Below are 24,429 nucleotides of genomic sequence, written 5' to 3'. Positions count from 1 at the left end.
TAAGAGCTAAGAGATAATACCTCTTAGCTCTTCTTGGTAAAAGGGGGCATTCATCGTGGCCAACCTATTTAAAAAGAAATCCGTTACGCAATTGTTAGGGGAAAGTAAAAGTAAAACTTTGACGAAAACGCTAGGGGCATTTGACCTAACAATGCTAGGGATTGGTGCGATAATTGGTACAGGAGTTCTAGTATTAACGGGATTAGTAGCAGCAAGAGATGCTGGTCCAGCAGTTATTTTTTCATTCATGATTGCAGCAATTGTTTGTGGATTTGCAGCTTTATGTTATGCAGAGGTTGCATCTACACTTCCAGTTTCAGGTAGTGTATACACATATTCATATGCAACAATTGGTGAGTTTGTTGCCCATTTAATGGGATGGACATTGTTATCCGTATATGTCGTAACAACTGCCGCAGTAGCTGGCGGATGGACAGGTTATTTCAATAATTTAATGAGCGGATTGGGACTTGAAATTCCTAAAGCGTTGTTAACGATTCCATCGCAAGGTGGTATGGTAAACTTACCCGCAATTATCGTTACGTTGGTGATAACTTGGTTATTATCACGAGGTACAAAAGAAAGTAAGCGCGTGAATAACATAATGGTATTAATTAAAATTGGTATTGTTGTTTTATTCATTGCAGTTGGTGTATTCTACGTGAAACCAGAAAACTGGATACCATTTGCACCGTACGGCATAAGTGGAGTCTTCGCCGGAGGAGCAGCAGTATTCTTTGCTTTCTTAGGATTTGATGCATTAGCAACTTCTGCTGAAGAAGTAAAAAATCCACAACGTGATCTACCGATTGGTATTATTGCTTCGTTAGTTATTTGTACAATCATTTATGTTGTAGTTTGTCTTGTTATGACAGGTATGGTTTCTTATAAGGAATTAGATGTACCTGAAGCTATGGCATATGTGTTAGAAGTTGTAGGACAAGATAAAGTAGCTGGTGTAATCGCTATTGGAGCTGTAATCGGTATTATGGCTGTAATTTTCGCTTACATTTATGCGACAACACGTGTATTCTTCGCAATGAGCCGTGACGGTTTATTGCCAAAATCTTTTGCGAAAATTAACAAGAAGACTGAAGCGCCAACATTTTCAGTTTGGTTAACAGGAATTGGTAGTGCTTTAATTGCTGGATTTATCGATTTAAAAGAATTGTCGAATTTAGCGAATATTGGAGCGTTATTAACATTCGCCATGGTTGGTGTAACTGTTATCATTCTTCGTAAAACGCATCCGAAATTACAACGTGGATTTATGGTACCACTTGTACCAATCTTACCGATTATTTCAGTTGCATGCTGTCTATTCTTAATGTTAAATTTACCGTTAAAAACATGGATATACTTCGGTGTTTGGTTAGCAATTGGAGTAGTTGTATACTTTGTATATTCGAAAAAACATAGTCATTTAAAAGAAGATGGAAGTTCGCAGGATAGTTTAGAAAAAGCTAATTAAAAGCTAATTAAAAGGGATATAAGATAGTAAGCCTTGTGCGTCTAGGGAACGCGCAAGGCTTTTCTCTTTTGGAAAGATAAAGGAGAACGATGTTATGTTGTCGAATTTTTATGTCGGAATATAGGAAGGGGTGGAACGGTGAAGACGAAAGTTGTCGTTGGAGCAGAGGGATATAATAATAACCCAGGTTGGTTACATACAAATGAAGAGGAATTAAATTTATTAAGAAGAGAAATGTGGCTTGAAAAGTTTAATCCAAATTCGTTATCAATCATTTTAGCAGAACATGTATGGGAACATTTATCATATGAGGAAGGTATTGAAGCAGCCAAAGTTTGTTATGAATTTTTAGAAGATAGTGGATATATTCGCTGTGCAGTGCCGGATGCATTTTTCCCAAATGAAGAGTATCAGTGTGGTGTGCAAGTGGGAGGACCTGGCCCGTTAGATCATCCAGCTGCAAGCCATAAAATTGTACATAACTACAAAACGATTATATCTATGTTTGAAGCAGCTGGTTTTCAAGTAAAGCTTTTAGAATACTGTGATGAGAATGGCCAGTTTCATTATAGTGATTGGGAAGAGAACGGTGGATTTATTTATCGATCGAAACGTTTTGATCATAGAAATCAAGATGGTAAATTAGGATTTGCTTCGTTAATTGTGGATGCAGTAAAAGTTAATAAATAAGAAGGGATGCACGATAGTTTTCGTGCATCCCTTTTGTATGAAGAGCATGATAGATGCGGAGAATATTTATATGTTTATTTTGAAATGTGAACGAAATGTTTTAAAAAATGTATGAGAATTCATTGACACATATGAATAGACGCTCATATAATAAAGGTATAAAACATATGAATAGTTGTTCATATGTTCAAATAAAGAGGTGAGCTGTGATGGCTGAAAATAAAGTAGAAACGCAACAGGAAGCATGTTCTCAAACGATAATTCACGAGGAAATCGTGGATCAAGTAAAACAAACAATTCCGACTGATGAAAGTTTAAGTAAAGTAGCAGAATTATTTAAAGTATTAGGTGACCGTACACGTACAAGAATATTACATGCATTATTTGAAGCTGAAATGTGTGTTTGTGATTTAGCTTATTTATTAGGGATGACGCAATCTTCAATCTCACATCAGCTTCGTGTATTAAAGCAAGCGAAGCTTGTAAAAAACCGTAAAGAAGGAAAAGTAGTTTATTATTCCTTAGCTGATCAACACGTAATTCATATCTTCGAGCAAGCGTTTGAACACGTAAACGAGGAAGAATAAAAACGCGAGGAGGGAGAACGATGGCAGAGGCATTAGTGAAAAAGAAACTTATGCTAGAAGGCTTAGATTGTGCGAATTGTGCAATGAAAATTGAAAAGGGTGTTGGGAATATAGAGGGAGTAACGTCTTGTTCTGTAAACTTTGCAACTAAGACGATGCTTTTAGAAACACCACAAAATAAAGAAAATCAAGTTGTTACGGAAGCGAAGCAGCTCGTTACAAAATTAGAGCCGCATATTAAGGTGCAAGAAGAGAAAAAAACAAAAGTGGCGAAAGAAGTATTTATATTAGAAGGTCTAGACTGTGCGAACTGTGCAATGAAGATTGAAAATAAGGTAAAGGAAATGCCAACAGTTTCAGAAGCGACTGTTGATTTCGTATCAAAGAAATTAAGAGTAGAAGTTGCGAATAAAAGAGAACTTGAATCGACTGTGCAGGATATAAAAAATGTCGTTCAAAAGTTAGAGCCAGATGTAAAAGTTGTTCGTGAAGAGGAAAAAGGACACGACCACGGCCATGATCATGGTGATGGAAATGTGAAAAAAATGATAGGAAGATTAGTAGTCGGCGGAATTTTGACAGGAATTGCTGCATTAGCTGGATTACCGCAAATGATAACAATTCCATTATTCGTTCTTGCTTATTTATTAATAGGTGGAGATATCGTTTGGAGAGCGGTAAGAAACATAACTCGCGGCCAAGTATTCGATGAAAACTTTTTAATGGCAATTGCAACTTTAGGAGCTTTCGCGATTCAACAATATCCAGAAGCAGTTGCAGTAATGTTATTCTATCAAGTAGGAGAACTGTTCCAAAGTATTGCTGTAAATCGCTCTCGAAAATCAATTACTTCATTAATGGACATTCGTCCTGATTATGCGAATGTGAAAGTTGGAAATGAAACGAAACAAGTATCACCAGAAGATGTGCAAATTGGTGAGTATATTATCGTGAAACCAGGTGAAAAAGTACCGTTAGACGGGAAAGTAGTTGAGGGAACATCAATGATGGATACTTCAGCGTTAACAGGTGAATCTGTACCGCGTGAAGTAGAAGTTGGTAATGACGTATTAAGTGGTTTTGTAAACCAAAATGGTGTATTAACAATTGAAGTTACAAAAGAATTTGGTGAATCTACTGTATCAAAAATCTTAGATTTAGTACAAAATGCAAGTAGTAAAAAAGCGCCAACAGAAAACTTTATTACGAAGTTTGCGCGTTATTATACTCCAGTCGTAGTTATTACAGCGGCGATTATGGCATTTATTCCACCACTTATTTTAGAGGGTGCAACATTCTCCGATTGGATTTATAGAGCTTTAGTGTTCTTAGTAATCTCTTGTCCATGTGCACTCGTTGTATCGATTCCTCTTGGGTTCTTTGGAGGTATTGGTGGGGCATCTAAAAGTGGTATTTTAGTAAAAGGAAGTAACTATTTAGAAGCATTGAATGATGTGAAATATATCGTTTTTGATAAAACAGGAACATTAACAAAAGGTGTCTTTAAAGTTACGAAGATGGAGCCTAGTGAAGGTACTACAGCTGAAGAGCTATTAGAATATGCAGCATTTGCAGAAGTATATTCAAATCATCCGATTGCACAATCTATTCGAAATGCATATGGAAAATCAATCGATGAAAATAGTATTGAAGACTATAGTGAAATATCAGGTCATGGTACGGTTGTAAAGGTACAAGGAAAAGAAATTTTCGCAGGTAATGCTAAATTAATGAGAAAAGAAAACATTACATTTAAGCAACCAAATACAGTAGGTACACTAGTTCATGTTGCTGTAGATGGTAAATATGCAGGTTATATTGTTATCTCTGATGAGGTAAAAGAGGATTCAAAACAAGCAATTCAAAAGTTAAAAGCACTAGGTATTAAGAAGACAGTCATGCTAACTGGTGATGCAAAATCAGTTGGTGAAGCTGTTGGTAAAGAATTAGGTTTAGATGAAGTGCATGCCGAATTATTACCACACCAAAAAGTAGAAGAAATCGAAAAAGTTGATGCAGCAAAACACGGTAAAGAAAAGATTGCTTTTGTCGGTGATGGTATTAACGATACACCAGTATTAGCAAGAGCGGACGTTGGTATTGCGATGGGTGGTTTAGGATCAGATGCAGCAATTGAAGCTGCTGACATCGTCATTATGACTGATGAACCTTCAAAAATCGCGACAGCTGTAAAAATTGCAAAACGTACACGTAGTATTGTATGGCAAAATATTATATTTGCATTAGGTGTAAAAGGGCTAGTTTTATTACTTGGTGCCTTTGGTATTGCAACAATGTGGGAAGCGGTCTTCTCAGATGTTGGTGTTACGCTACTTGCAGTTTTAAATGCAATGCGTGTACTGAGAGTGAAAGATTTGTAAAAATAAGCGGGGGCGCGTAATTACGCCCCCGCTTATTTTTATCATTATGTTAATATGTTTTCAACTCATATACGTACAACATTGAAAAAACAGAGAAGGAGAAACCTCTCTGTTTATTTTTTTATATTTTTCGCAACCTTTTCTCGAACAGTTTGAATATAATTCATTTTATGATCCCAACATTCTTGGCTTAAATCGACAGGGTACTCTTCAGGGTTTAAAGTTCGCATATACTCTTCCCAAAATAGTGAGAGGCTGCGTTCATTATACTTTTGAATATCTAACATATTAGGTAATTCATACGCTCTTTTACCGTTAATGAAAATATCTTGATGTAGTTCGCGTGCTTCAAAGTTTGTTACGAATTTACTTATATAGGTATGAACTGGATGAAACATTTTTAAACGCTCTTCTTTTCCAGGTTCTTCTGACTCTAAAGCAATATAATCGCCCTCTGCATGATCGTTAACACGGTTGATAATACGATAAATTCGTTTAAGTCCTGGGGTTGTAATTTTTTCAGGATTAGATGAAATCTTAATCGTATCATTTAATTTTCCGTCAGTATCTTCAATAGCGACTAGTTTATAAACAGCCCCTAATGCTGGCTGCTCAAAGGATGTAATCAGCTTTGTACCAACACCCCATACATCAATTTTTGCCCCTTGAGATTTCAAGTGCATAATCGTATATTCATCTAAATCGCTAGAAGCAATAATTTTTGTGTTTGTAAATCCAGCTGCATCAAGTTGTTTTCTGGCCTCCTTTGATAAATATGCCATATCACCACTATCAAGGCGAATGCCATAAAAATCGATACGATCCCCGAACTCTTTTGCAACACGAATCGCATTTGGAACACCAGATTTTAATGTGTCGTATGTATCGACAAGAAATACACATTTTTTATGTGTTTCAGCATATTTTTTAAATGCAACATATTCATCGCGATATGCTTGAACGAAAGAATGGGCATGTGTGCCAGCTACAGGGATGCCAAAGCGTTTCCCTGCGCGAACGTTACTTGTAGATGAAAAACCACCAATAAAGGCAGCTCGTGTTCCCCAGAGGGCGGCATCAAACTCATGAGCGCGTCTTGTACCGAACTCTAAAAGCTCATCATTATTTGCAGCGTGCTTCATACGTGCAGCTTTTGTAGCAATTAATGTTTGGTAATTTACAATATTTAAGAGGGCGGTTTCAATTATTTGTGCCTCACCTAGTGGTGCATCAACCCGTAATAAAGGCTCATTATTAAAAACAACTTCACCTTCTTGCATACTACGAATCGTTCCGGTAAATTTCATGTTTTGTAAATAATGAAGGAAGTCTTCTTCAAATTGCAGCTCTGCTAAATAAGCGATGTCACTTTCGGTAAAACTGAAATTTTCTATGTACTCTACAATTTTCTCAAGACCAGCAAAAACAGCATAGCCGTTTTCGAATGGAAGCTTTCGAAAGTATAAATCAAAAACAGAACGGCGATTATGAATACCATCTTTCCAATATGTATAAGCCATGTTGATTTGATATAAATCTGTATGTAAGGCGTAACTATCGTCTTTATAATGATTCATTGCGAAAACACCTCCGTAATTTGGTTATAGTATACCAATTTTTCCCCTTGCGTAGCAAAGAAGAAATAGGGATTGAAGTCAAGAGAGAAAAAAATGAAATAATGCATATTTTTTAGAAAATTTATATTTATCAATTTATATTTCTCTAAATTTTATGTATTATTAGAGTAATGGGGGTAATGAGAATGGAGGAGGACAATGCAACAAACATTAGAAAAAATAGGCAAGCAAGTTTTTTATAAACGGCTACAGCAAAAAATGACACAAGAAGAATTATGTCAGGGCATTTGTTCTGTCTCATACTTAAGTAAGATCGAAAATGGAAAGATCGAAGCATCAGAAGAGATTCTACAATTGCTCTGCACAAGACTAGAAATTGCTGTGACGGATTTGAGAGATGTAGAAGAAGATGTGAAGGTGAAGCTGGATGAATGGCTGAATGCATTAGTTCATTTGGACAAGCAACAAGTAGAACGCATATACGAAGAGTTGCAAGGTGAAATGAAGCATGTTTTGGATTTTGAAATTATAAATTATTATAAACTGCTGTATACACGTTATTTAATGATGAAGCGGGATCTCTCTGCTGTTGAAGAAGAATTGGACGGATTGAAGAAAGTGTATAAGAAATACTCGCCTTTTCAGAAGATGTTATATACGTATAATAAGGCATTATTATATTCTGTGCAGTACAAATATACGCAGGCGTTAGAATATCTGTTAAAGACGGAATCGATGGCGAAAGAGCTAGGATATTATGAAACAGGAATATATTATAATTTAGCACTGACATATAGTCAGATGGAAATAGACCATATGACATTATATTTTGCTAATGTGGCATTAGAAGGTTTTAAAAGTGAATATAAATTTAGAAATATAATTAATTGTAAGTTTTTAATTGCGTTTAGTTATACTAGAAAAAAACAATATAATGAAGCTATGGAAATCTATAATCATATCATAAGAGAAGCAACTTCTTTTGCTGATAAAGATAATATTCTTTCTATTGCTTTAAATAATATTGGTTATCTGTACTACCGACAAAAAAATTATGCCAAGGCGAAAGAGTATTATATAGAATGCTTAAAATATAAAAAAGAAGAGGATATGAATTATATTGATGCCATGTATGAGCTCTCATTACAGTGTATTCAATTGGGAGAACTTGAGGAAGCGGCTGAATGGATTGAAAAAGGTATCCTTGCTGCAAGGAAAGATGATAGATACAAAGGGATGTTATATTTACTGTTAAATTTAAGATATAAATATTTTGAAGAAAGAGACCTCTATAAAAAATTTCTAGAAACAGAAGTAGTTCCTTTCTTTAAAACAGAGGAAAATATAAAAGATTTAAAGAAAGTATACTTAGAACTAGCTGAGTACCTAGAAGAATGCTCAGATTTTAAAGAAAGTAATCGCTATTATAAATTAGCGATTACTTTATTAGAAGAATAAAGAGGAGGGATAGTATGAAAAAGTTAATTGCAGGAACATTTGTGGTTATGGCAATTGCAGCTGTAGTATTGGATATTCAGTATGCTTGGAAGCCGGATACTCTAGGGCAAGAAGCTAAAACAGTTGAACAAATTAATTTATAAAAAAAAACCCTTTCCCAACGGAAAGGGTTTTTTTTTCAATATTTGCTCCTCAAAATTCTACAACACTTGAGAAAGAAATTAATTGAATTTTTAGTATATTAATAGTGGAAACATAATGATAATATGAAACTACTCTTTTTCAAAAATTTTTTATTAGGGGGAATGTTAGATGAAAAAGAAGAGTTTAGCGTTAGTGTTAGCGGCAGGAATGGCAGTTACTACGTTCGGAGGGACAGGCTCTGCGTTTGCGGATTCTAAAAATGTGCTCTCTACTAAGAAGTACAATGAGACGGTACAGTCACCTGAGTTTATTTCTGGTGATCTTACTGGAGCGACTGGTAAGAAAGCGGAATCTGTTGTGTTTGATTACTTAAACGCGGCAAAAGGTGATTATAAGTTAGGGGAAAAGAGTGCGCAAGATTCTTTCAAAGTGAAACAAGTGAAAAAAGACGCTGTAACTGATTCAACAGTAGTACGTATGCAACAAGTTTACGAGGGAGTACCTGTATGGGGATCTACTCAAGTAGCTCACGTAAGTAAAGATGGTTCTTTAAAGGTATTGTCTGGAACAGTTGCGCCTGATTTAGACAAGAAGGAAAAGTTGAAAAATAAAAATAAGATTGAAGGCGCAAAAGCAATTGAAATCGCGCAACAAGATTTAGGAGTAACACCTAAATATGAGGTAGAACCAAAAGCGGACTTATATGTATATCAAAACGGTGAAGAAACGACATATGCATACGTTGTGAATTTAAACTTTTTAGATCCAAGCCCAGGAAATTACTACTATTTCATTGAGGCGGAAAGCGGTAAAGTATTAAATAAGTTTAATACAATTGATCATGTAACAAATGATGATAAGTCTCCAGTTAAACAAGATGCTCCTAAACAGGATGCGAAAGCGGTTATAAAGCCTGTAACAGGAACGAATAAAGTAGGGACTGGTAAAGGTGTATTAGGAGATACGAAGTCGCTTAATACAACATTATCTGGATCATCTTACTATTTACAAGATAATACGCGCGGAGCAACGATTTTCACATATGATGCGAAAAACCGTTCAACATTACCAGGAACATTATGGGCAGATGCAGATAATGTTTTCAATGCAGCGTATGATGCAGCGGCAGTAGATGCTCATTACTATGCAGGTAAAACATATGATTACTATAAAGATACATTTAACCGAAATTCTATTAATGATGCAGGAGCACCATTAAAATCAACTGTTCATTACGGAAGTAAGTATAATAATGCATTCTGGAACGGTTCACAAATGGTATACGGAGATGGTGATGGTGTAACATTCACTTCATTATCTGGTGGTATTGACGTAATTGGTCACGAATTAACGCATGCAGTTACGGAAAATAGCTCGAATTTAATTTATCAAAATGAATCAGGAGCATTAAATGAAGCAATTTCTGATATCTTTGGTACGTTAGTAGAATTCTATGATAACCGTAACCCGGATTGGGAGATTGGTGAAGATATTTACACGCCTGGTAAAGCAGGAGATGCACTGCGTTCTATGAGTGATCCAACGAAATATGGTGATCCAGACCATTATTCTAAGCGTTATACTGGTTCAAGTGATAACGGTGGGGTTCACACGAACAGTGGTATTATTAACAAACAAGCTTATTTATTAGCGAATGGCGGTACGCATTCTGGTGTAACTGTAACTGGTATCGGTAAAGATAAGCTAGGTGCAATTTATTACCGTGCAAATACACAGTATTTCACGCAATCTACTACATTTAGTCAAGCTCGTGCTGGTGCAGTACAAGCTGCAGCTGATTTATATGGTGCTAGCTCTGCGGAAGTAACAGCAGTTAAACAATCATTTAGTGCTGTTGGTGTAAACTAAGAGTTTAAGAGAGTAGTATTAATAAAATACTTCAAAAATAAAGAAGGAGCATAGGCTCCTTCTTTATTTTTTTCTCCATTTTTTCCACAAATAAAACAATCCAACACACCCTGCGATTGTTACAATCCACTTCGCCTCATTTGTTCCGTTCATAACCTGATATGCCGAATATACTTCAATCAATAAGGCCGGTATTTTACCTATTGTACTGGCAATACTGAAGGAGAGTAATGACATTTTCCCTAGAGCTGCAAATAAAGTCACGATACTAGATGGGATGAAAGGTATCAATCGAAACGATAGAACGAGTAGAAAGGCCTCTCTACCTTTTACATAAAGAAGACGCTCTACCTTTGGATACTTATTTACTTTACCGTGAGTGAACTTTTGAAGGCCCATACGATAAATATAAAACGAGATAATAGCCCCTAATACCTCACCTGCGATCGAAATGATTGTACCATCTGTTACACCAAATAGCTGAATATTAATGGCGGTCAAAAAGATACTAGGTATAAAACCTAAAAGACTAATGATGATATTGATTAAGATACTAAGTGGAATTGCGATTGAATAATAGTCTGTTAAGACGTTTTGAATTGTTTCTGCCATATTATAAAATCCTTTATCTTTTTTTGCATTACAACATATTTCGATTGTATAGGCAAGGGGGAATTTACATAATGTAGAAAAGTGTTGATAAAACGACTTTTATATACCTTATATGGGTATTGGGTATATAAAGTAAGGGGTATATTTAAAATTGTTGAAAAACACTACATAAATACTATTAACAAAAGGGTTTATGTAGTGTTTCGAATGGTGTTTTAATCCGGGAAATAATTAGAAAATCATAGGGGTATATTTTAAAGTGGTTGAAAAATAGTGGTTTGATGAAAATAGAGTGGTAAATATAACAAAATAGCTGAAGGATTTAAAAAATGTATGTGTTTTTTCTTTGTGAAATTGACTTTTAGTGGAGTTACGATAATAATCATGGAAGAGGTGATATGATGAAACGAATAAGTAGTCTTTTCTTCAGTAGTTTACTGGCATTAATGCTGATCTTAAGTGGATGTGCAGGAAAAGAACAAAAAACTGAGAAACAAACAGGGAATCAAGGTACGTCAGTAGAAAAAATTAGTGATAATATTTTAGATGAAATGGAAGGGCCGCCTAAAAATGGTCATACGATTGAACGGCATGTAGGCAAATCAGAAGAGGATTTGAAGAATCGTTTGAAGACAGATAAAGTATCAGCGGCAAGTACATACTATGATAAGGAAACAGCGACGAAAGCTGTAAAAGATAGCTTGAAGCAACATGATAAAGAAATTCAAGATTGGTTAAAAAACTCTAAAGAGGCTCGCCTTGTATTGAATACAACTCATTCATTCCCAGTCGGAAAAACGGTAATAAAGAAAAATATGAATGTAAAAGACAAACTAGTAAAGACTGTTACTGTTTTAGCGAGAGATAAGTCAGGAGAATTAGGGTATAAGATTATTACTTCTTATCCATCTGACAAATAAGAAGGGGGAGTAAATATGTATACAACATTACAATACTTTCTCAAATCATACTGTACGTTAAGCATCCATGAGGATGAAATAGTAAGTGTGATGGAAGAGTTTCTAGAGCAAGAGGAAGAAGAGACTGTTTCGAAATTACGAGATGAGTTATTGGATATGCAGAGAAAAGATACGTGGGAAGCAGGCTGCATGTTAGCTGCGAAGCAAGGAAATCGTATGTGGTCTTTAGAAGAAACGAAAGATCATCTTGAAACTTTTTTACTATTACTGCAAAAGAAAAAGGCGTGAGTAGATCACGCCTTTTTCTTTATGCTTTTTGAAATTTGTCCGTTTGATATTATTTCATTGTTTTGGTGCACTTTTATATACGCTTTTTGAAATTTGTCCATTTGATAGTACTTCACCGTTTTGTGTTACTTTTTTATACGTAACCGCTGTTATTTTATCATCAGTCCTACTAATTACTTGAGAAGAAACTTCAACATTTTTACCAGTATTTGTACCGAAAATGCGTGTAGTAATACTACCTCCATTTGAAAATGCTTGAATATAAATATGATTACCTGTATTGTTTTTAAATTTTAAATCCGGACCATAATCTGCCACTGCTGCATCTTGCCCAAGTGGTAAATAATTTACGGGCATAGAATGATTACTTCGAGAAACAATTCCTAAATCTGCCCTTAAAGCTGCGCTATATAAAGTACTACTGACTTGGCAAACGCCGCCGCCTGCACTTTGTATAACTTTACCTTGTGAATATACTGCTGCGGATTTATAACCATGTGCAGCATCAGTTACGCCGACACGGCCGTTAAAACTAAACGTTTCATCAGGTGCTACTATAACTCCACTTAAAGTGTTAGCTGATTTATTTACGTTATAAGACTGATTTCCATTACGGCCAGCCATTGGAGTAGAGTATTCAGCAATTACTTCTTTAATCCCCATTTTTTGTATATCTTCTGTAGAACGTTCAGGTTTTATTAGTGTAACTGGTAATGCAACATCTGATGTACCAGCAGTAATAGCTGCGCTTGTTAAATCGGTTAATTTTCCTTTATCAATTTTTTCCCCATTTTGACTTTGGCTAATATTTACTGTAGAACCTTCAACACTTAATTCGGCGTTGACAGGTTTTTTTAATGTTTCATTATATTTATCCTTTATAAAGGTTTCATAAGTTGTTGTATTTAATTGTGGTGTTAATTTATAGTCACGTTTTAATTCACCGTTTTCAGCTTGCTTACGCATGTTGTAACGATTCATTACGTTCCCTTCTTGTTCTTTGAAGATATTGTCGACAATATCCTTCTCTTTATAATCTGCTCCTAAATCTTTCCACGTATAATTTTGTTTTTCATTTTGGAATATGTAGTTAAGAGACTTTTGATTTAATTCATTCACCTTTTGATTAACAATGGCTTGAATATCTGCTTTATTTTTTCCCTCAAGAGAAATGCCTTCAAATGTAGTGTTTGGTAATGCAGTTGTATTTAGTTGATTATTTAATTTGGATACATATTGATATCCACCAACACCACCAACACAAAGTAATATGCCACCAGCGATAGCGGAACCGATCAGTATTTTGCGTAGCTTCATTTATTTCCCCCCAGAAAAATTTGTATAAATATATGTATGACATTTTTTGTATAAAAATGATGAAAATAACATTATGTACGTACTAGTATACTATCATTTTCACTATGTGTGTAATGTTTTTATAAAAAATGTTACACTGCTGTAATAATTGTCTCTTTTTGTCACAATATGTACGAGAAATATGTTGAAAATTATAATAAAAAGGCTGCTTAGAAAAATCTAGCAGCCTTTTTATTATAATTTTTTATGCTCATTTTTATTCGTAACACCGAGATGTTCTTGAAGTGTTGTCGATATATCATTAACACTTTTTTCGTTTGGAACGTAATAATAAATACCACCTATATATTTATCAGTACCTTCTACTTGCAATTTATCCATTTTTAAATTTGAATCCATTGAACTTTTTGCAATAGCCATCATATCATCAAAAGTTAAATTTGTTTTTAAATCTTTATCGACAGCATCTAATAGGCCTCCGATTTTATTAATGGAATTGAGAGATAGTGCTTTTTCAGCAATAGCCTCTAAAACAAGTTGTTGTCGTTGACCACGCATATAATCACTATCAATATGACGAGTTCTAGCTAGTGCAAGTGCTTCTTCTCCATTTAAATGTTGACGTCCTTTTTCTAGATGAATTGCATTTGCTTCGTCTTTACTATTTTGTTCTGTAAACTCAACCGGAACATCAACAGTAATACCACCAAGGGAATCAACGATTTTGATAAAGGATTTAAAGTTGAATTTTACATAGTAGTCAACTGGAACGTCTAAAAAGGTCTCTACTGTATCAATCGTGCTGTCTACACCACCGAATACGTGCGCATGTGTAATTTTATCGTATTTATCACGTGATTTAATGTAGACGCGTGAATCACGTGGAATGCTGACAAGTTTAACGGATTTATCGTTTTTATTAATTGTTGCAAGTAATAACGCATCCGTACGAGTCGCTTTTCCATAATCCTTGTCCCTAATATCACTTTCATCAACGCCCATAATAAGGACAGAAATATTGTCAGTCATAGGTTTAACGGCTTTTTCACGTTTGCTGGATTTATCTCCTCGGCCGAGTTCAGAATAGGCGTTGCTTAAGACGGATTTTGCTTTACTGTATATATGGAAGGAGTAACCTCCTGCTCCCATTGCTACAATAAGTAAGGGAATAAGAATGAACCAAAGTAGGCGCTTTTTCTTTGAACGTCCTTTTTTGGCTCGAGTTTCTTTGTTAATGTCGGATTTCATCATTTTTTCTCCTTTAAAACAATCAAAGTGTATACATCTAGGTGTATTAAAACACATAAAAAATATTTTACGCTAAATAAAAGCGATTGTACATGTATAAAAAATAGATGTCTTGATTATTTATAAGACACCTATTCGTTATTGTATACAAAAGACAGGGATAAGAAAATGATAAAATTTTACCTAATTAAAGCATAATACTTACAATAATCGCGGATAAAATGCTAACGAGAGTAGCTCCGTATAGTAATTTTAGGCCGAAGCGGGCAACGACATTTCCTTGCTCTTCGTTTAACCCTTTTACCGCACCGGAAATAATTCCAATGGAAGAAAAGTTAGCAAAAGAAACGAGGAAGACAGAAATAATACCAACTGTACGGATAGAGAGAGTGCTGGAAATTTTACTAAGATCCATCATTGCTACAAATTCATTTGTTACAAGCTTCGTTGCCATAATGCTACCAGCTGTGACAATTTCAGAACTTGGTACGCCGATAAGAAATGCAATAGGGGCGAATACATAGCCTATTATTTGCTGGAAAGTAACTCCAAATATAATGAGGAATAGGTCATTAATACAACTAATTAATGCGACGAATCCAATGAGCATAGCACCGACGACAATTGCTACGCGAAAACCATCAAGAATGTATTCTCCAAGCATTTCAAAGAAACTTTGTTTTTCCCCTTTGATTTCCAAAATGTCTTCATCATCGTTAACGTCGTAAGGGTTAATAATGAGTACGATAATAAAACCGCTAAATAAATTGAGAACGAGTGCGGTTACTACATATTTTGGTTCGATCATTGTCATATAGGCACCGACAATGGACATAGATACTGTTGACATAGCAGAGGCGCAAAGTGTATATAGTCGATGTTTTGGAATTTGGGCTAATTGTTTTTTTACCGTAATAAAAACTTCTGATTGGCCGACAATAGCGGAAGCAATGGCGTTGTAAGATTCTAATTTACCAAGACCGTTTATTTTACTAAGAAAAAAACCAATCCAACGAACAAAGAATGGTAGTATTTTGAAATGTTGTAATATACCAATTAAGACTGAAATGAAAACAATCGGTAATAATACGTTAAGGAAAAATGGCATTTCTCCTTCATTTGCAAGACCCCCAAATACAAAGTTTATTCCACTGGCAGCATACTCAAGTAGCCTCGTAAACAGATTGGAAATTATCGTAATAAGTATGAGGCCAATTTCTGTATTTAATAATAAATAAGTTAAAATTAACTGTATAATAAGCATGATAAAAATTGGTTTGAATTTAATATGTTTTTTATTGTTGCTAGCAATGTAGGCAAGGAAAAAAACAACGATAAGTCCAACGAAAAAAGTGATAAATTTCATAATAAGCCCCCTAAAAGAGATATTCTGCTATATATGTTTTTCATTTAAAAGGAGAATATGCATGTTTAGTAAAGAGAGGAATAGAGGAATCATGAATATATGTAGAGTACATCACGTTGCAATTATTTGTTCAAATTATGAAGTGTCAAAGGATTTTTACACACGAATATTAGGTTTCAAAGTGATGAATGAAGTATACAGAAAGGAACGAAATTCTTATAAGTTAGATTTATGTGTAGGAGAAGAGTATCAAATTGAATTATTTTCATTTCCAAATCCCCCTGACCGCGCAAGCTTTCCAGAGGCTGCTGGACTTAGACATTTAGCTTTTGCCATTACTGATATAGAGGAAGCTGTTAAACATTTAAACCGATGTGATGTTGAGACGGAATCGATACGTATTGACGAGATAACGGGAAAAAAATTCGTCTTTTTTCAAGATCCTGATGGTTTGCCATTAGAATTGTATGAGGACTGAAAATTGGTGAATTTTATGTAGGGTTGCTTTCAAGTAAATGAAGAAACTAAAGTGAAACTTCTTTTTTAAAGGAGGTGTAACTTTAGCTAAGAAAAGCTAAAGGACATATGTGGATATTTTAAAATTATTGATGGTAGCTGTTCTGATTGCGCTGACAGGTTTTTTTGTAGCTGTAGAGTTTGCAATTATAAAGGTGCGTAGCAGTCGTATCGATCAACTCGTTAGTGAAAAAAGGCGCGGTGCATTGGCAGCTAAAAAGGTAACTTCAAATTTAGATGAGTATTTATCGGCATGTCAGTTAGGAATTACGATTACTGCTTTAGGGCTCGGGTGGTTAGGAGAACCGACGATTAAACATTTACTCGAACCACTGTTTTTAAAATTAGATTTATCTCCTGCAATTGCAAGTACAGTTTCATTTATTATTGCATTTGCAGTTATTACGTTTTTACATGTTGTAATTGGTGAACTCGCTCCAAAGACTTTTGCAATCCAAAAAGCAGAGCAAGTTAGCTTATTATTATCAAAGCCCATTATTTATTTTTACCGAGTTATGTATCCATTTATTTGGGCTTTAAATGGCTCTGCACGATTTGTGACAGGCTTATTTGGCTTACATCCCGCTTCTGAACATGAAGTTGCGCATTCTGAGGAGGAACTAAGATTAATCTTGTCTGAGAGTTATGAGAGTGGCGAGATTAATCAAGCTGAATTTAAATATGTAAATAACATCTTTGAATTTGATAATAGGGTAGCAAAGGAAATCATGGTACCTCGTACTGAAGTTGTTGGTTTATATGAAGATGAGCCGTTTGAGACACATATTAAAGTAATTGCACAAGAAAAATATACGAGATATCCAGTATTTGGTGAAGATAAAGATGAAATTATTGGGATGGTTAATGTAAAGGACTTATTTATTCGTTATATGGATGGTAATCGAGATGAAGAGTGTTCGATTACACCATATACACGTCCAGTTATTGAAGTGTTAGAAAATATCCCAATCCATGATTTACTATTGCAAATGCAAAGAAAGCGCATCCCATTAGCTGTATTATATGATGAATATGGTGGCACAGCAGGGATCGTTACATTAGAAGATATTTTAGAAGAAATTGTTGGAGAAATCCGAGATGAATACGATGAAGATGAACATCCACCAATAGAGCATATAAGTGAAGTGTGTAAAATTGTAGAGGGGAAAGTGCTTATTAGCGAAGTAAATGATTTATTTGGCATACATTTGGTCGCTGATGATGTTGATACAATTGGTGGGTGGTTTATGGTACAAAAGCAAATCGTTGCTGAGGGGGACATTATTGAGAAACACGGCTTTTCTTTTAAAGTTCTTGAAAAGGATATGCATCAAATTAAGCGAGTTGAAATAAAGGCAGTAGAAGAATGAATGGATTTTCTATTATATAAACTTTAATAAAAAGGATATATAGAAAAATAAATGTTTGCGCTTTCAAAAGCGGTGCTTTATAGTGAAGGTGGATACTGAAGAATTCTTTTTAATGATACTCGTATTTTATAGGGCGGATTCTTTGGATAAGGATTTAGAATGAAAAGTATAGGTGATGAAAAATGATAGCAACGAAGGATATACGTATAGAAAAAGATTTTTTAGGTGAAAAGGAAGTACCGAGCGTAGCTTATTATGGTGTACAAACATTACGTGCCGTAGAAAACTTTCCGATTACAGGATATCGCATTCATCCGTCACTCATTACGGCAATGGCAATTGTAAAAAAAGCGGCAGCGCTTGCGAATATAGATACAGGTTACTTGGCTAAAGATATCGGACAAGAAATTGTAGAAGCTGCACAAGAGATTATGGATGGAAAGTTCCATGATCAATTTATCGTAGACCCAATTCAGGGCGGAGCAGGGACTTCAATTAATATGAATACTAATGAAGTAATTGCTAATAGAGCACTAGAACGTATGGGATACGAAAAAGGTGAGTATGCGAAAATTAGTCCAAACACTCATGTGAACATGGCTCAATCAACAAATGATGCGTTTCCAACGGGAATTCATATTGCTACTCTGATGATGTTAGAAGAGCTTCTTATTACAATGGAAGAACTTCATTCTGCTTTCCGTACAAAGGCAAAAGAGTTCGATCATGTTATTAAAATGGGACGCACACATTTACAAGATGCGGTGCCAATTCGACTTGGACAAGAATTTGAAGCGTATAGCCGTGTGCTAGAGCGTGATATAAAAAGAATTAAACAGTCTCGTCAACATTTATATGAAGTAAATATGGGGGCGACAGCTGTTGGTACGGGATTAAATGCAAATCCTACGTACATTGAACAAGTGGTAAAACATTTACGAACATTTAGCGGATTCCCACTTGTCGGCGCAGAGCATTTAGTTGATGCAACGCAAAATACAGATGCATACACAGAAGTATCTGCAGCATTAAAAGTATGTATGATGAATATGTCTAAAATTGCAAATGACCTTCGTATTATGGCATCTGGTCCACGTGTCGGATTAGCTGAAATTCAATTGCCTGCACGTCAACCAGGTTCATCCATTATGCCAGGTAAAGTAAATCCAGTTATGGCAGAAGTAATTAACCAAGTTGCTTTCCAAGTAATTGGTAATGATCATACAATTTGCTTAGCATCAGAAGCAGGGCAATTAGAGTTAAACGTAATGGAGCCTGTACTTGTATTTAATTTAATTCAATCTATCAGTATTATGAATAACGGATTCCGTGTATTCCGTGAATACTGTATTAAAGGAATTACAGCAAATGAAGAATTGCTGAAGCAATATGTTGAGAAAAGTGTTGGAATTATTACAGCGGTGAACCCTCATATTGGTTATGAAGCAGCATCTCGCATTGCACGCGAAGCGATTGAAACAGGGAAATCTGTTAGGGAGCTATGTTTAGAGCATGGTGTATTGACAGAAGAGGAATTGGATATTATTTTAGATCCATTCGAAATGACTCACCCTGAAATTGCTGGAGCTTCTTTATTAAAGAATAAAAAAATGTAATAAAAAAAGCACCGATCCATTTGGATCGGTGCTTTTTTAGAAGATATTAAATACCGAGTTAAGTTGAAGTAAGCTAATAATAGCTAAGAAGATTAAACTATATTTCATCACTATTTTAAATAGAGCAGATTCTTTACCAACTAGTCCAACTGCTGCACAAGCAACTGCTATAGATTGTGGTGAAACCATTTTTGCGATTGTACCACCAACTACGTTTAATGAAACGAGAGTAGATGGAACGATGTTTAACTGATCGGCAGTTACTGCTTGAAGTGGTGCGAATAATGAGCCACTTGATACGACTGAACCTGTAATGAATACGCCAATCCATCCTAAAATTGGAGAAAGAACTGGGAATGCATTTCCTGTAGAAGAGAATGCAAGTCCAAGTGTAGATGACATACCAGAGTAGTTCTCTACGTAAGCTAAAGCGATAACGCTACAAATTGTATATACTGGAACTTTTAGTTCTTTTATTGTTTCGATCATTAATTCTTTAATCATTTTGCCGTTTACACGGTAGACGATAAGTGAAACGATAATTGCTAATACAATCGCAGTAGTTGTAGAAGAGAATACATCTAGTTTGAAAATCGCTGCGAAAGGTGTATCAGCCTTTGTAATTGGTGCAGTTTTCATAACCGCATTATGAAGACCAGGGAATTGAATGTTAAATACTAAGTTTGCCAATGGACCATCCGGAGCAAATAAAGCTTTAATTGGTTTTAAATTAAAGATTGTTACAAATGCAGTCAAGAATACGAATGGAGACCAAGCATATAAAATTTGATTGAATGTATGAGATTCTTTTTCTTCTTGTTTTTCTTCTTTAGCAGAAGATTTTGGTTGCCAAACACGTAAGAATAATGCAAGAGCGACCATACTTACGACTGCTGCGAAAATATTAGTAAGTTCAGCGCCTAAGAAGTAAGTCACAAGGAACTGAGTAATTGCGAAAGAAACACCACTTACAAGAATACCTTGCCAAGTTTCTTTAATTCCTTTAATTCCATCGACCATTGAAACAAGTAAGAACGGTAAAACAATGCTAATGAATGGCAAAATGTAAACAGCTTGACGACCGACAGTTAATGCATCTAGCCCAGTTAATTGTGCAGGTACTGTAACTGGAATACCCATAGCACCCATAGCACCACCAGCGATGTTAGCTACTAAGCAAATACCTGCTGCTTTTAATGGATTAAAGCCCATACCTACAAGTAATGCAGCTGTAATAGCAACTGGAACACCGAAACCAGCTGCGCCTTCTAAGAAAGCACCGAAAGAATAAGCGATTAATAATACTTGTAAACGCTGATCATTTGTAATACTTGAAATGCTATCACGAATGACATTGAATTGTTCTGTTTTAACAGTTAATTTGTAAAGGAAGATAGCTGCGATAACGATAGTACAAATTGGATAAAATCCAGATAAAACACCGAATCCGGCAGATGCTACTGCTGCAGTTGCAGGCATTTTATAAACAAATATTGCAAGGATAATAGCAACAATCACACTGTAAAGCCCAGCCATGTAACCTTTCATTTTGAATCCCACTAAACAAATAATGAAGCAAAAAATTGGGAGTGCTGCGATTAGTGCAGATAACCAAATGTTGTTTAATGGGTCATAAATTTGTGTCCAAGTACTCATAATAATGACAACTCCTATCTATTTTATGTGAAGAAATTCACATTGTTTGTGAAACTATTCACAATCAACTTACATGCTTAGTATATTCTCCTTCAACACTATTGTCAACGTGAAAAAGTATAATTATTCCATAATAGTATTAAAAGTAACATTTTGTTCATAAAGTAGACAAAAAGCGTAATCAAATTGATTTGAATACGCTTTTATAAATTATTTATATATTCTTTCATTTTTTCATATGTCATTGGTCCTACATGCTTATATTGAATGACACCGTTTGAATCGATGACAAAAGATGTTGGAATACTGATAATTTGATATGTGGCACTTGCCTGTCCTTTCTGATCTAATAGGACGGGGAAGGTATATTTGTTTTCTTCAAGAAATTGTTTTACATTGTTCGGGTCTTTTTCAGTAGCTGTCGCATTTACAGCAACAATTTCAATCCCCATATCTTTAGTATCGTGATAAAACTTTTCCATATCAGGCATTTCTATTTTGCATGGACCACACCAGCTTGCCCAAAAATTCAATATTACTTTTTTTCCTTTATAGTCTGTAAGACGAACTTCTTGACCAGTGGTTGTTTCCAGAAGGAAATCGAGGGCAACATTGCCAACTTCAGTTCCAATGGGGATGTTTGATTTTGAAGCTATATCTTCTTTTTTGTCTAATAAGAAGTGATTGATAATAGTCCAGCCAACCGCAATGCTAAGTAACACAATAATAAACCATTTTTTAATACTACATCCTCCTCCTTACTTAAATTTCCTTTTTCATCGTAACAAATTGGTTAAATATGGTCAAATTACTTTACGATAGGTTATCAATTATGGACGGTATTTTACAATATCATTACTGTACATTTCAGTAAGGTGAAAATATAACAAAAAGCCTGATAAAACAACGTTTGTAAGCAAAGTATCGCTAGCCCTTTATTTTGCTTTTTCGTTGTATCGTATAGTATAATATTCAGAATCAGGAGGGATTTTTTCCTGAACTGTGTGCTGATAAAAGGAGGAAAAATTTTTCAGCATTATAGGTTGATAAAGTTATGTCGTAACAGGAAATATAAGAACAGATATATAAATAAATAATAAAGAAAATAAAAAACGAAAATGAGGGGAACTTTATGAACCAAAATCAATTTGACTGTCGTATTTCAGAAGAAGACGTACAGATGTTAAGAGCATTAGCTCATCCACTTCGTCTACGTTTAGTAATGGAACTAATGCAGCGTGGAACATGTAATGTAACACAATTACAAGAGGTATTAGAAATACCACAATCAACTGTTTCACAGCATTTAACGAAATTAAAGCAAAATAAAGTAGTACGCTTTGAGAGACGCGGGTTAGAAGTGTACTATCAAATTCATAACGATAAAGTAAGTGAAGTAGTAAAAACATTATTTTCTTAATTTTTGAATATTATGGAAAAAGACGTATGAAATATACGTCTTTTTTTATTTGGAAAGGATCTAATAATAGGAAGATTTGAGAGCGTATATATTAGCGCGTGAGCAAGAAACAAACTATCGGTTGAAGTGCTAAATTGATGGAATATATTCTGAAGGGATATGAAAAGATAGAAAGGAGTGTAGTAAGCAAAAGGAGGGATAGTAGTATGGATGTGACACGTGTGAAACAAATCTTATCTTCTTCAAGTAGAATTGACGTTACATATGAAGGCGTACCAGTATGGATTGAGAGCTGTGATGAGCAAAGTGGAGTTGCTCAAGTATATGATGTATCTAATCCTGGAGAAAGCGTTCACGTGGATGTGACGGCTTTAGAGGAGAAGTAATAGAAAAGACGCTTCTAAATGTTAGAAGCGTCTTTTTATTTATTATTCCATCATATGTGCAATTTTCTTAGAGAACATAAGAAGTACTAATCCTAGCACGATTACGATAACACCGATGCTTGCGAATACTTCTAAATATCCTAAAGATTGAGTGAAAGCAGCTAATTGTCCTGCTAATAAGTTTGCGAAGCCAGTACCAGCTAACCATACACCCATTAATAATGATGCTAATTTAACAGGAGCGATTGCACTTACCATAGATAATCCGATTGGTGATAAGAATAATTCACCGATTGTATGGAACATGTAAGTGAATACAATGAATAGTAAGTTTGCTTTCATTGTAATGTTACCTTCATCGCTACCAGTTTTTAATACAGCTAAAGTTAGAACTAAATATCCAATCCCTAGTAAAATCATACCCAATGCCATTTTTGTTGGGATTTTCAAATCACCATTTTTCGTTTTTGAAAGTTTAATCCATAATGCAGAAACAGGTAATGCTAGTAAGATAATGAATAGTGGGTTTACAGATTGGAACCAAGGTGTTGGAATTGTAAATCCACCAATTGTACGATCCACGAACTTATCTGTGTAAAGTGTTAAAGAACTACCAGCTTGTTCAAATCCTGCCCAGAAGAATACAACGAAACAAGTTAAAATTAAAATTGCAGTAGTACGTTTTTTCTCTTGTGTTGTTAAAGGTTTTTTCTCAATTGCTTTTGCATTTTTTTCTTTAGACTTTTTACCGACAACAGTTGTTCCGATAGACCCTAAGTAACGAGGTGCTAAGAAATTAAAGGCAATCTGTCCAATAATCATACCGATACAAGCTGTTAAGAAACCGTATCTATAATCTGTGAAGTAACCGCAAATGAATGGAGCGATAAGAGCTCCTAAGTTAATTCCCATGTAGAAGATAGTGAAGGCACTATCACGACGGGAATCGTTGTCGCTATATAATTGACCTAGTAAAGTCGAGATATTTGGTTTGAAGAACCCGTTACCGATAACTAATAATCCTAATCCTAAAAATAGTCCAGTTTTCGTGTTCATTGAAAATAGTACAAAGTTACCAATCGCCATAATGATACCGCCGATGGTAATGGCATGTCGTTTCGTAATGAAATGGTCAGTTAACCAACCACCGATAATCGGTGTGAAATATACTAACATTGTGAAAATACCGTAAATTTGTACAGCAACTGCTTTATCAAATCCTAAACCGCCACTTACTAAGCTCGTTGTTAAATAAAGAACTAATAAGCCACGCATTCCGTAATAACTAAATCTTTCCCATGCCTCTGTAAAGAACAACAAATATAATCCTGGTGGATGTTTTTTTGGTGATTGTTGCTCTCCAGCTTTGTCTAATTTTAAAGCTGCATCCATGTTTGTTTCCCCCTAATCCTGTATAACGGATATTTATGTAATTATTTTAATTCACAAAATATTTAGAAGTCAATAGAATTATATGGAAATAGAAAGAGAATTTCTAAAAAAGTTCTATTTTTCTTCAACCGTTACTCTATTTTGC

General features: G+C 35.0%; 22 protein-coding genes. 14 read left to right on the top strand and 8 right to left on the bottom strand.

Going from position 1 to position 24,429, the window contains the following annotated elements; genetic code table 11:
• Positions 1-55 precede the first annotated feature (55 nt).
• The 4 genes from SJY24_RS27450 (at position 56) to SJY24_RS27435 (ending at position 5,129) form a co-directional block, all read left to right on the top strand.
• Positions 56-1,471: an amino acid permease gene (locus SJY24_RS27450; RefSeq protein ID WP_377866901.1), complete on the top strand. Its 1,416-nt coding sequence runs from the start codon at positions 56-58 to the stop codon at positions 1,469-1,471.
• Positions 1,472-1,609: 138 nt separating this feature from the next.
• Entirely contained in the window at positions 1,610-2,161 is a 552-nt protein-coding gene (locus SJY24_RS27445) for a class I SAM-dependent methyltransferase (protein WP_377866900.1), read from the top strand.
• Positions 2,162-2,370: 209 nt separating this feature from the next.
• Positions 2,371-2,748, top strand: coding sequence for an ArsR/SmtB family transcription factor (locus SJY24_RS27440; RefSeq protein WP_000829683.1), 378 nt, complete (start codon positions 2,371-2,373; stop codon positions 2,746-2,748).
• Positions 2,749-2,768: 20 nt separating this feature from the next.
• Positions 2,769-5,129, top strand: a complete 2,361-nt coding sequence (locus SJY24_RS27435) for a heavy metal translocating P-type ATPase (protein ID WP_377866899.1) — start codon at positions 2,769-2,771, stop codon at positions 5,127-5,129.
• A 113-nt stretch (positions 5,130-5,242) separates the two neighbouring features.
• Here SJY24_RS27435 and SJY24_RS27430 read toward each other — a convergent pair whose 3' ends face one another.
• Complete coding sequence (locus SJY24_RS27430; protein WP_377866898.1) at positions 5,243-6,706, bottom strand: nicotinate phosphoribosyltransferase; 1,464 nt, start codon at positions 6,704-6,706, stop codon at positions 5,243-5,245.
• 198 nt (positions 6,707-6,904) lie between these two features.
• On the opposite strand from SJY24_RS27430, the gene SJY24_RS27425 reads away from it, so the two are divergent.
• From SJY24_RS27425 to SJY24_RS27415, 3 genes are all read left to right on the top strand, one after another.
• Positions 6,905-8,164 (top strand): tetratricopeptide repeat protein, encoded by a 1,260-nt coding sequence (locus tag SJY24_RS27425; protein ID WP_377866897.1) that lies wholly within the window; start codon positions 6,905-6,907, stop codon positions 8,162-8,164.
• Positions 8,165-8,178: 14 nt separating this feature from the next.
• Positions 8,179-8,307, top strand: a complete 129-nt coding sequence (locus SJY24_RS27420) for an NprX family peptide pheromone (protein WP_000733136.1) — start codon at positions 8,179-8,181, stop codon at positions 8,305-8,307.
• 169 nt (positions 8,308-8,476) lie between these two features.
• Positions 8,477-10,177, top strand: a complete 1,701-nt coding sequence (locus SJY24_RS27415; protein WP_377866896.1) for a M4 family metallopeptidase — start codon at positions 8,477-8,479, stop codon at positions 10,175-10,177.
• A 63-nt stretch (positions 10,178-10,240) separates the two neighbouring features.
• On the opposite strand, the gene SJY24_RS27410 is transcribed toward SJY24_RS27415, so the two are convergent.
• Entirely contained in the window at positions 10,241-10,789 is a 549-nt protein-coding gene (locus SJY24_RS27410) for a TVP38/TMEM64 family protein (RefSeq protein ID WP_377866895.1), read from the bottom strand.
• 401 nt (positions 10,790-11,190) lie between these two features.
• On the opposite strand from SJY24_RS27410, the gene SJY24_RS27405 reads away from it, so the two are divergent.
• Together SJY24_RS27405 and SJY24_RS27400 are read left to right on the top strand one after the other, a co-directional pair.
• Complete coding sequence (locus tag SJY24_RS27405; protein WP_377866894.1) at positions 11,191-11,709, top strand: RNase A-like domain-containing lipoprotein; 519 nt, start codon at positions 11,191-11,193, stop codon at positions 11,707-11,709.
• A 15-nt stretch (positions 11,710-11,724) separates the two neighbouring features.
• Positions 11,725-11,997, top strand: a complete 273-nt coding sequence (locus tag SJY24_RS27400; protein ID WP_377866893.1) for a hypothetical protein — start codon at positions 11,725-11,727, stop codon at positions 11,995-11,997.
• A gap of 54 nt (positions 11,998-12,051) precedes the next feature.
• On the opposite strand, the gene SJY24_RS27395 is transcribed toward SJY24_RS27400, so the two are convergent.
• The 3 genes from SJY24_RS27395 to SJY24_RS27385 all read right to left on the bottom strand — a co-directional run bounded on the left by SJY24_RS27395 (position 12,052) and on the right by SJY24_RS27385 (position 15,928).
• Positions 12,052-13,314 carry a VanW family protein gene (locus tag SJY24_RS27395; protein ID WP_377866892.1) on the bottom strand — a complete coding sequence of 421 codons (1,263 nt, stop codon included), beginning with the start codon at positions 13,312-13,314 and terminating at the stop codon, positions 12,052-12,054.
• Positions 13,315-13,548: 234 nt separating this feature from the next.
• Positions 13,549-14,565 (bottom strand): LCP family glycopolymer transferase, encoded by a 1,017-nt coding sequence (locus SJY24_RS27390; protein ID WP_377866891.1) that lies wholly within the window; start codon positions 14,563-14,565, stop codon positions 13,549-13,551.
• Between the two features lie 184 nt (positions 14,566-14,749).
• On the bottom strand, positions 14,750-15,928 hold the full coding sequence (locus tag SJY24_RS27385; RefSeq protein WP_377866890.1) for a NupC/NupG family nucleoside CNT transporter: 1,179 nt from the start codon (positions 15,926-15,928) through the stop codon (positions 14,750-14,752).
• Between the two features lie 91 nt (positions 15,929-16,019).
• Between SJY24_RS27385 and gloA2 the strand changes: the two genes are divergently transcribed.
• The 3 genes from gloA2 to aspA all read left to right on the top strand — a co-directional run bounded on the left by gloA2 (position 16,020) and on the right by aspA (position 19,430).
• Positions 16,020-16,406 (top strand): SMU1112c/YaeR family gloxylase I-like metalloprotein, encoded by a 387-nt coding sequence (gloA2, locus tag SJY24_RS27380; RefSeq protein ID WP_377867316.1) that lies wholly within the window; start codon positions 16,020-16,022, stop codon positions 16,404-16,406.
• Positions 16,407-16,515: 109 nt separating this feature from the next.
• Positions 16,516-17,814: a hemolysin family protein gene (locus tag SJY24_RS27375; protein ID WP_098501727.1), complete on the top strand. Its 1,299-nt coding sequence runs from the start codon at positions 16,516-16,518 to the stop codon at positions 17,812-17,814.
• Positions 17,815-17,996: 182 nt separating this feature from the next.
• Positions 17,997-19,430: an aspartate ammonia-lyase gene (gene aspA, locus SJY24_RS27370; RefSeq protein WP_377866889.1), complete on the top strand. Its 1,434-nt coding sequence runs from the start codon at positions 17,997-17,999 to the stop codon at positions 19,428-19,430.
• 36 nt (positions 19,431-19,466) lie between these two features.
• Here the strand turns inward: aspA and SJY24_RS27365 are convergent, their stop codons facing one another.
• Entirely contained in the window at positions 19,467-21,086 is a 1,620-nt protein-coding gene (locus tag SJY24_RS27365; protein WP_000109128.1) for a lactate permease LctP family transporter, read from the bottom strand.
• A gap of 203 nt (positions 21,087-21,289) precedes the next feature.
• A complete protein-coding gene (locus SJY24_RS27360) occupies positions 21,290-21,679 on the bottom strand; it encodes a TlpA disulfide reductase family protein (protein WP_229193662.1) in 390 nt (129 codons plus the stop codon).
• Positions 21,680-22,218: 539 nt separating this feature from the next.
• On the opposite strand from SJY24_RS27360, the gene SJY24_RS27355 reads away from it, so the two are divergent.
• Together SJY24_RS27355 and SJY24_RS27350 are read left to right on the top strand one after the other, a co-directional pair.
• On the top strand, positions 22,219-22,506 hold the full coding sequence (locus tag SJY24_RS27355) for an ArsR/SmtB family transcription factor (RefSeq protein ID WP_001075217.1): 288 nt from the start codon (positions 22,219-22,221) through the stop codon (positions 22,504-22,506).
• 206 nt (positions 22,507-22,712) lie between these two features.
• Complete coding sequence (locus SJY24_RS27350; protein WP_377866888.1) at positions 22,713-22,892, top strand: acid-soluble spore protein H; 180 nt, start codon at positions 22,713-22,715, stop codon at positions 22,890-22,892.
• A 42-nt stretch (positions 22,893-22,934) separates the two neighbouring features.
• Here SJY24_RS27350 and SJY24_RS27345 read toward each other — a convergent pair whose 3' ends face one another.
• Positions 22,935-24,284, bottom strand: coding sequence for a peptide MFS transporter (locus SJY24_RS27345; RefSeq protein ID WP_377866887.1), 1,350 nt, complete (start codon positions 24,282-24,284; stop codon positions 22,935-22,937).
• Positions 24,285-24,429: the final 145 nt, after the last annotated feature.

It is taken from the genome of Bacillus sp. R86525, assembly GCF_042466195.1.
GTDB classification, from domain to species: domain Bacteria; phylum Bacillota; class Bacilli; order Bacillales; family Bacillaceae_G; genus Bacillus_A; species Bacillus_A nitratireducens.
The sequence above is the reverse complement of the archived record's forward strand: the minus strand, read 5'-3'. Positions and strand labels throughout refer to the sequence as shown.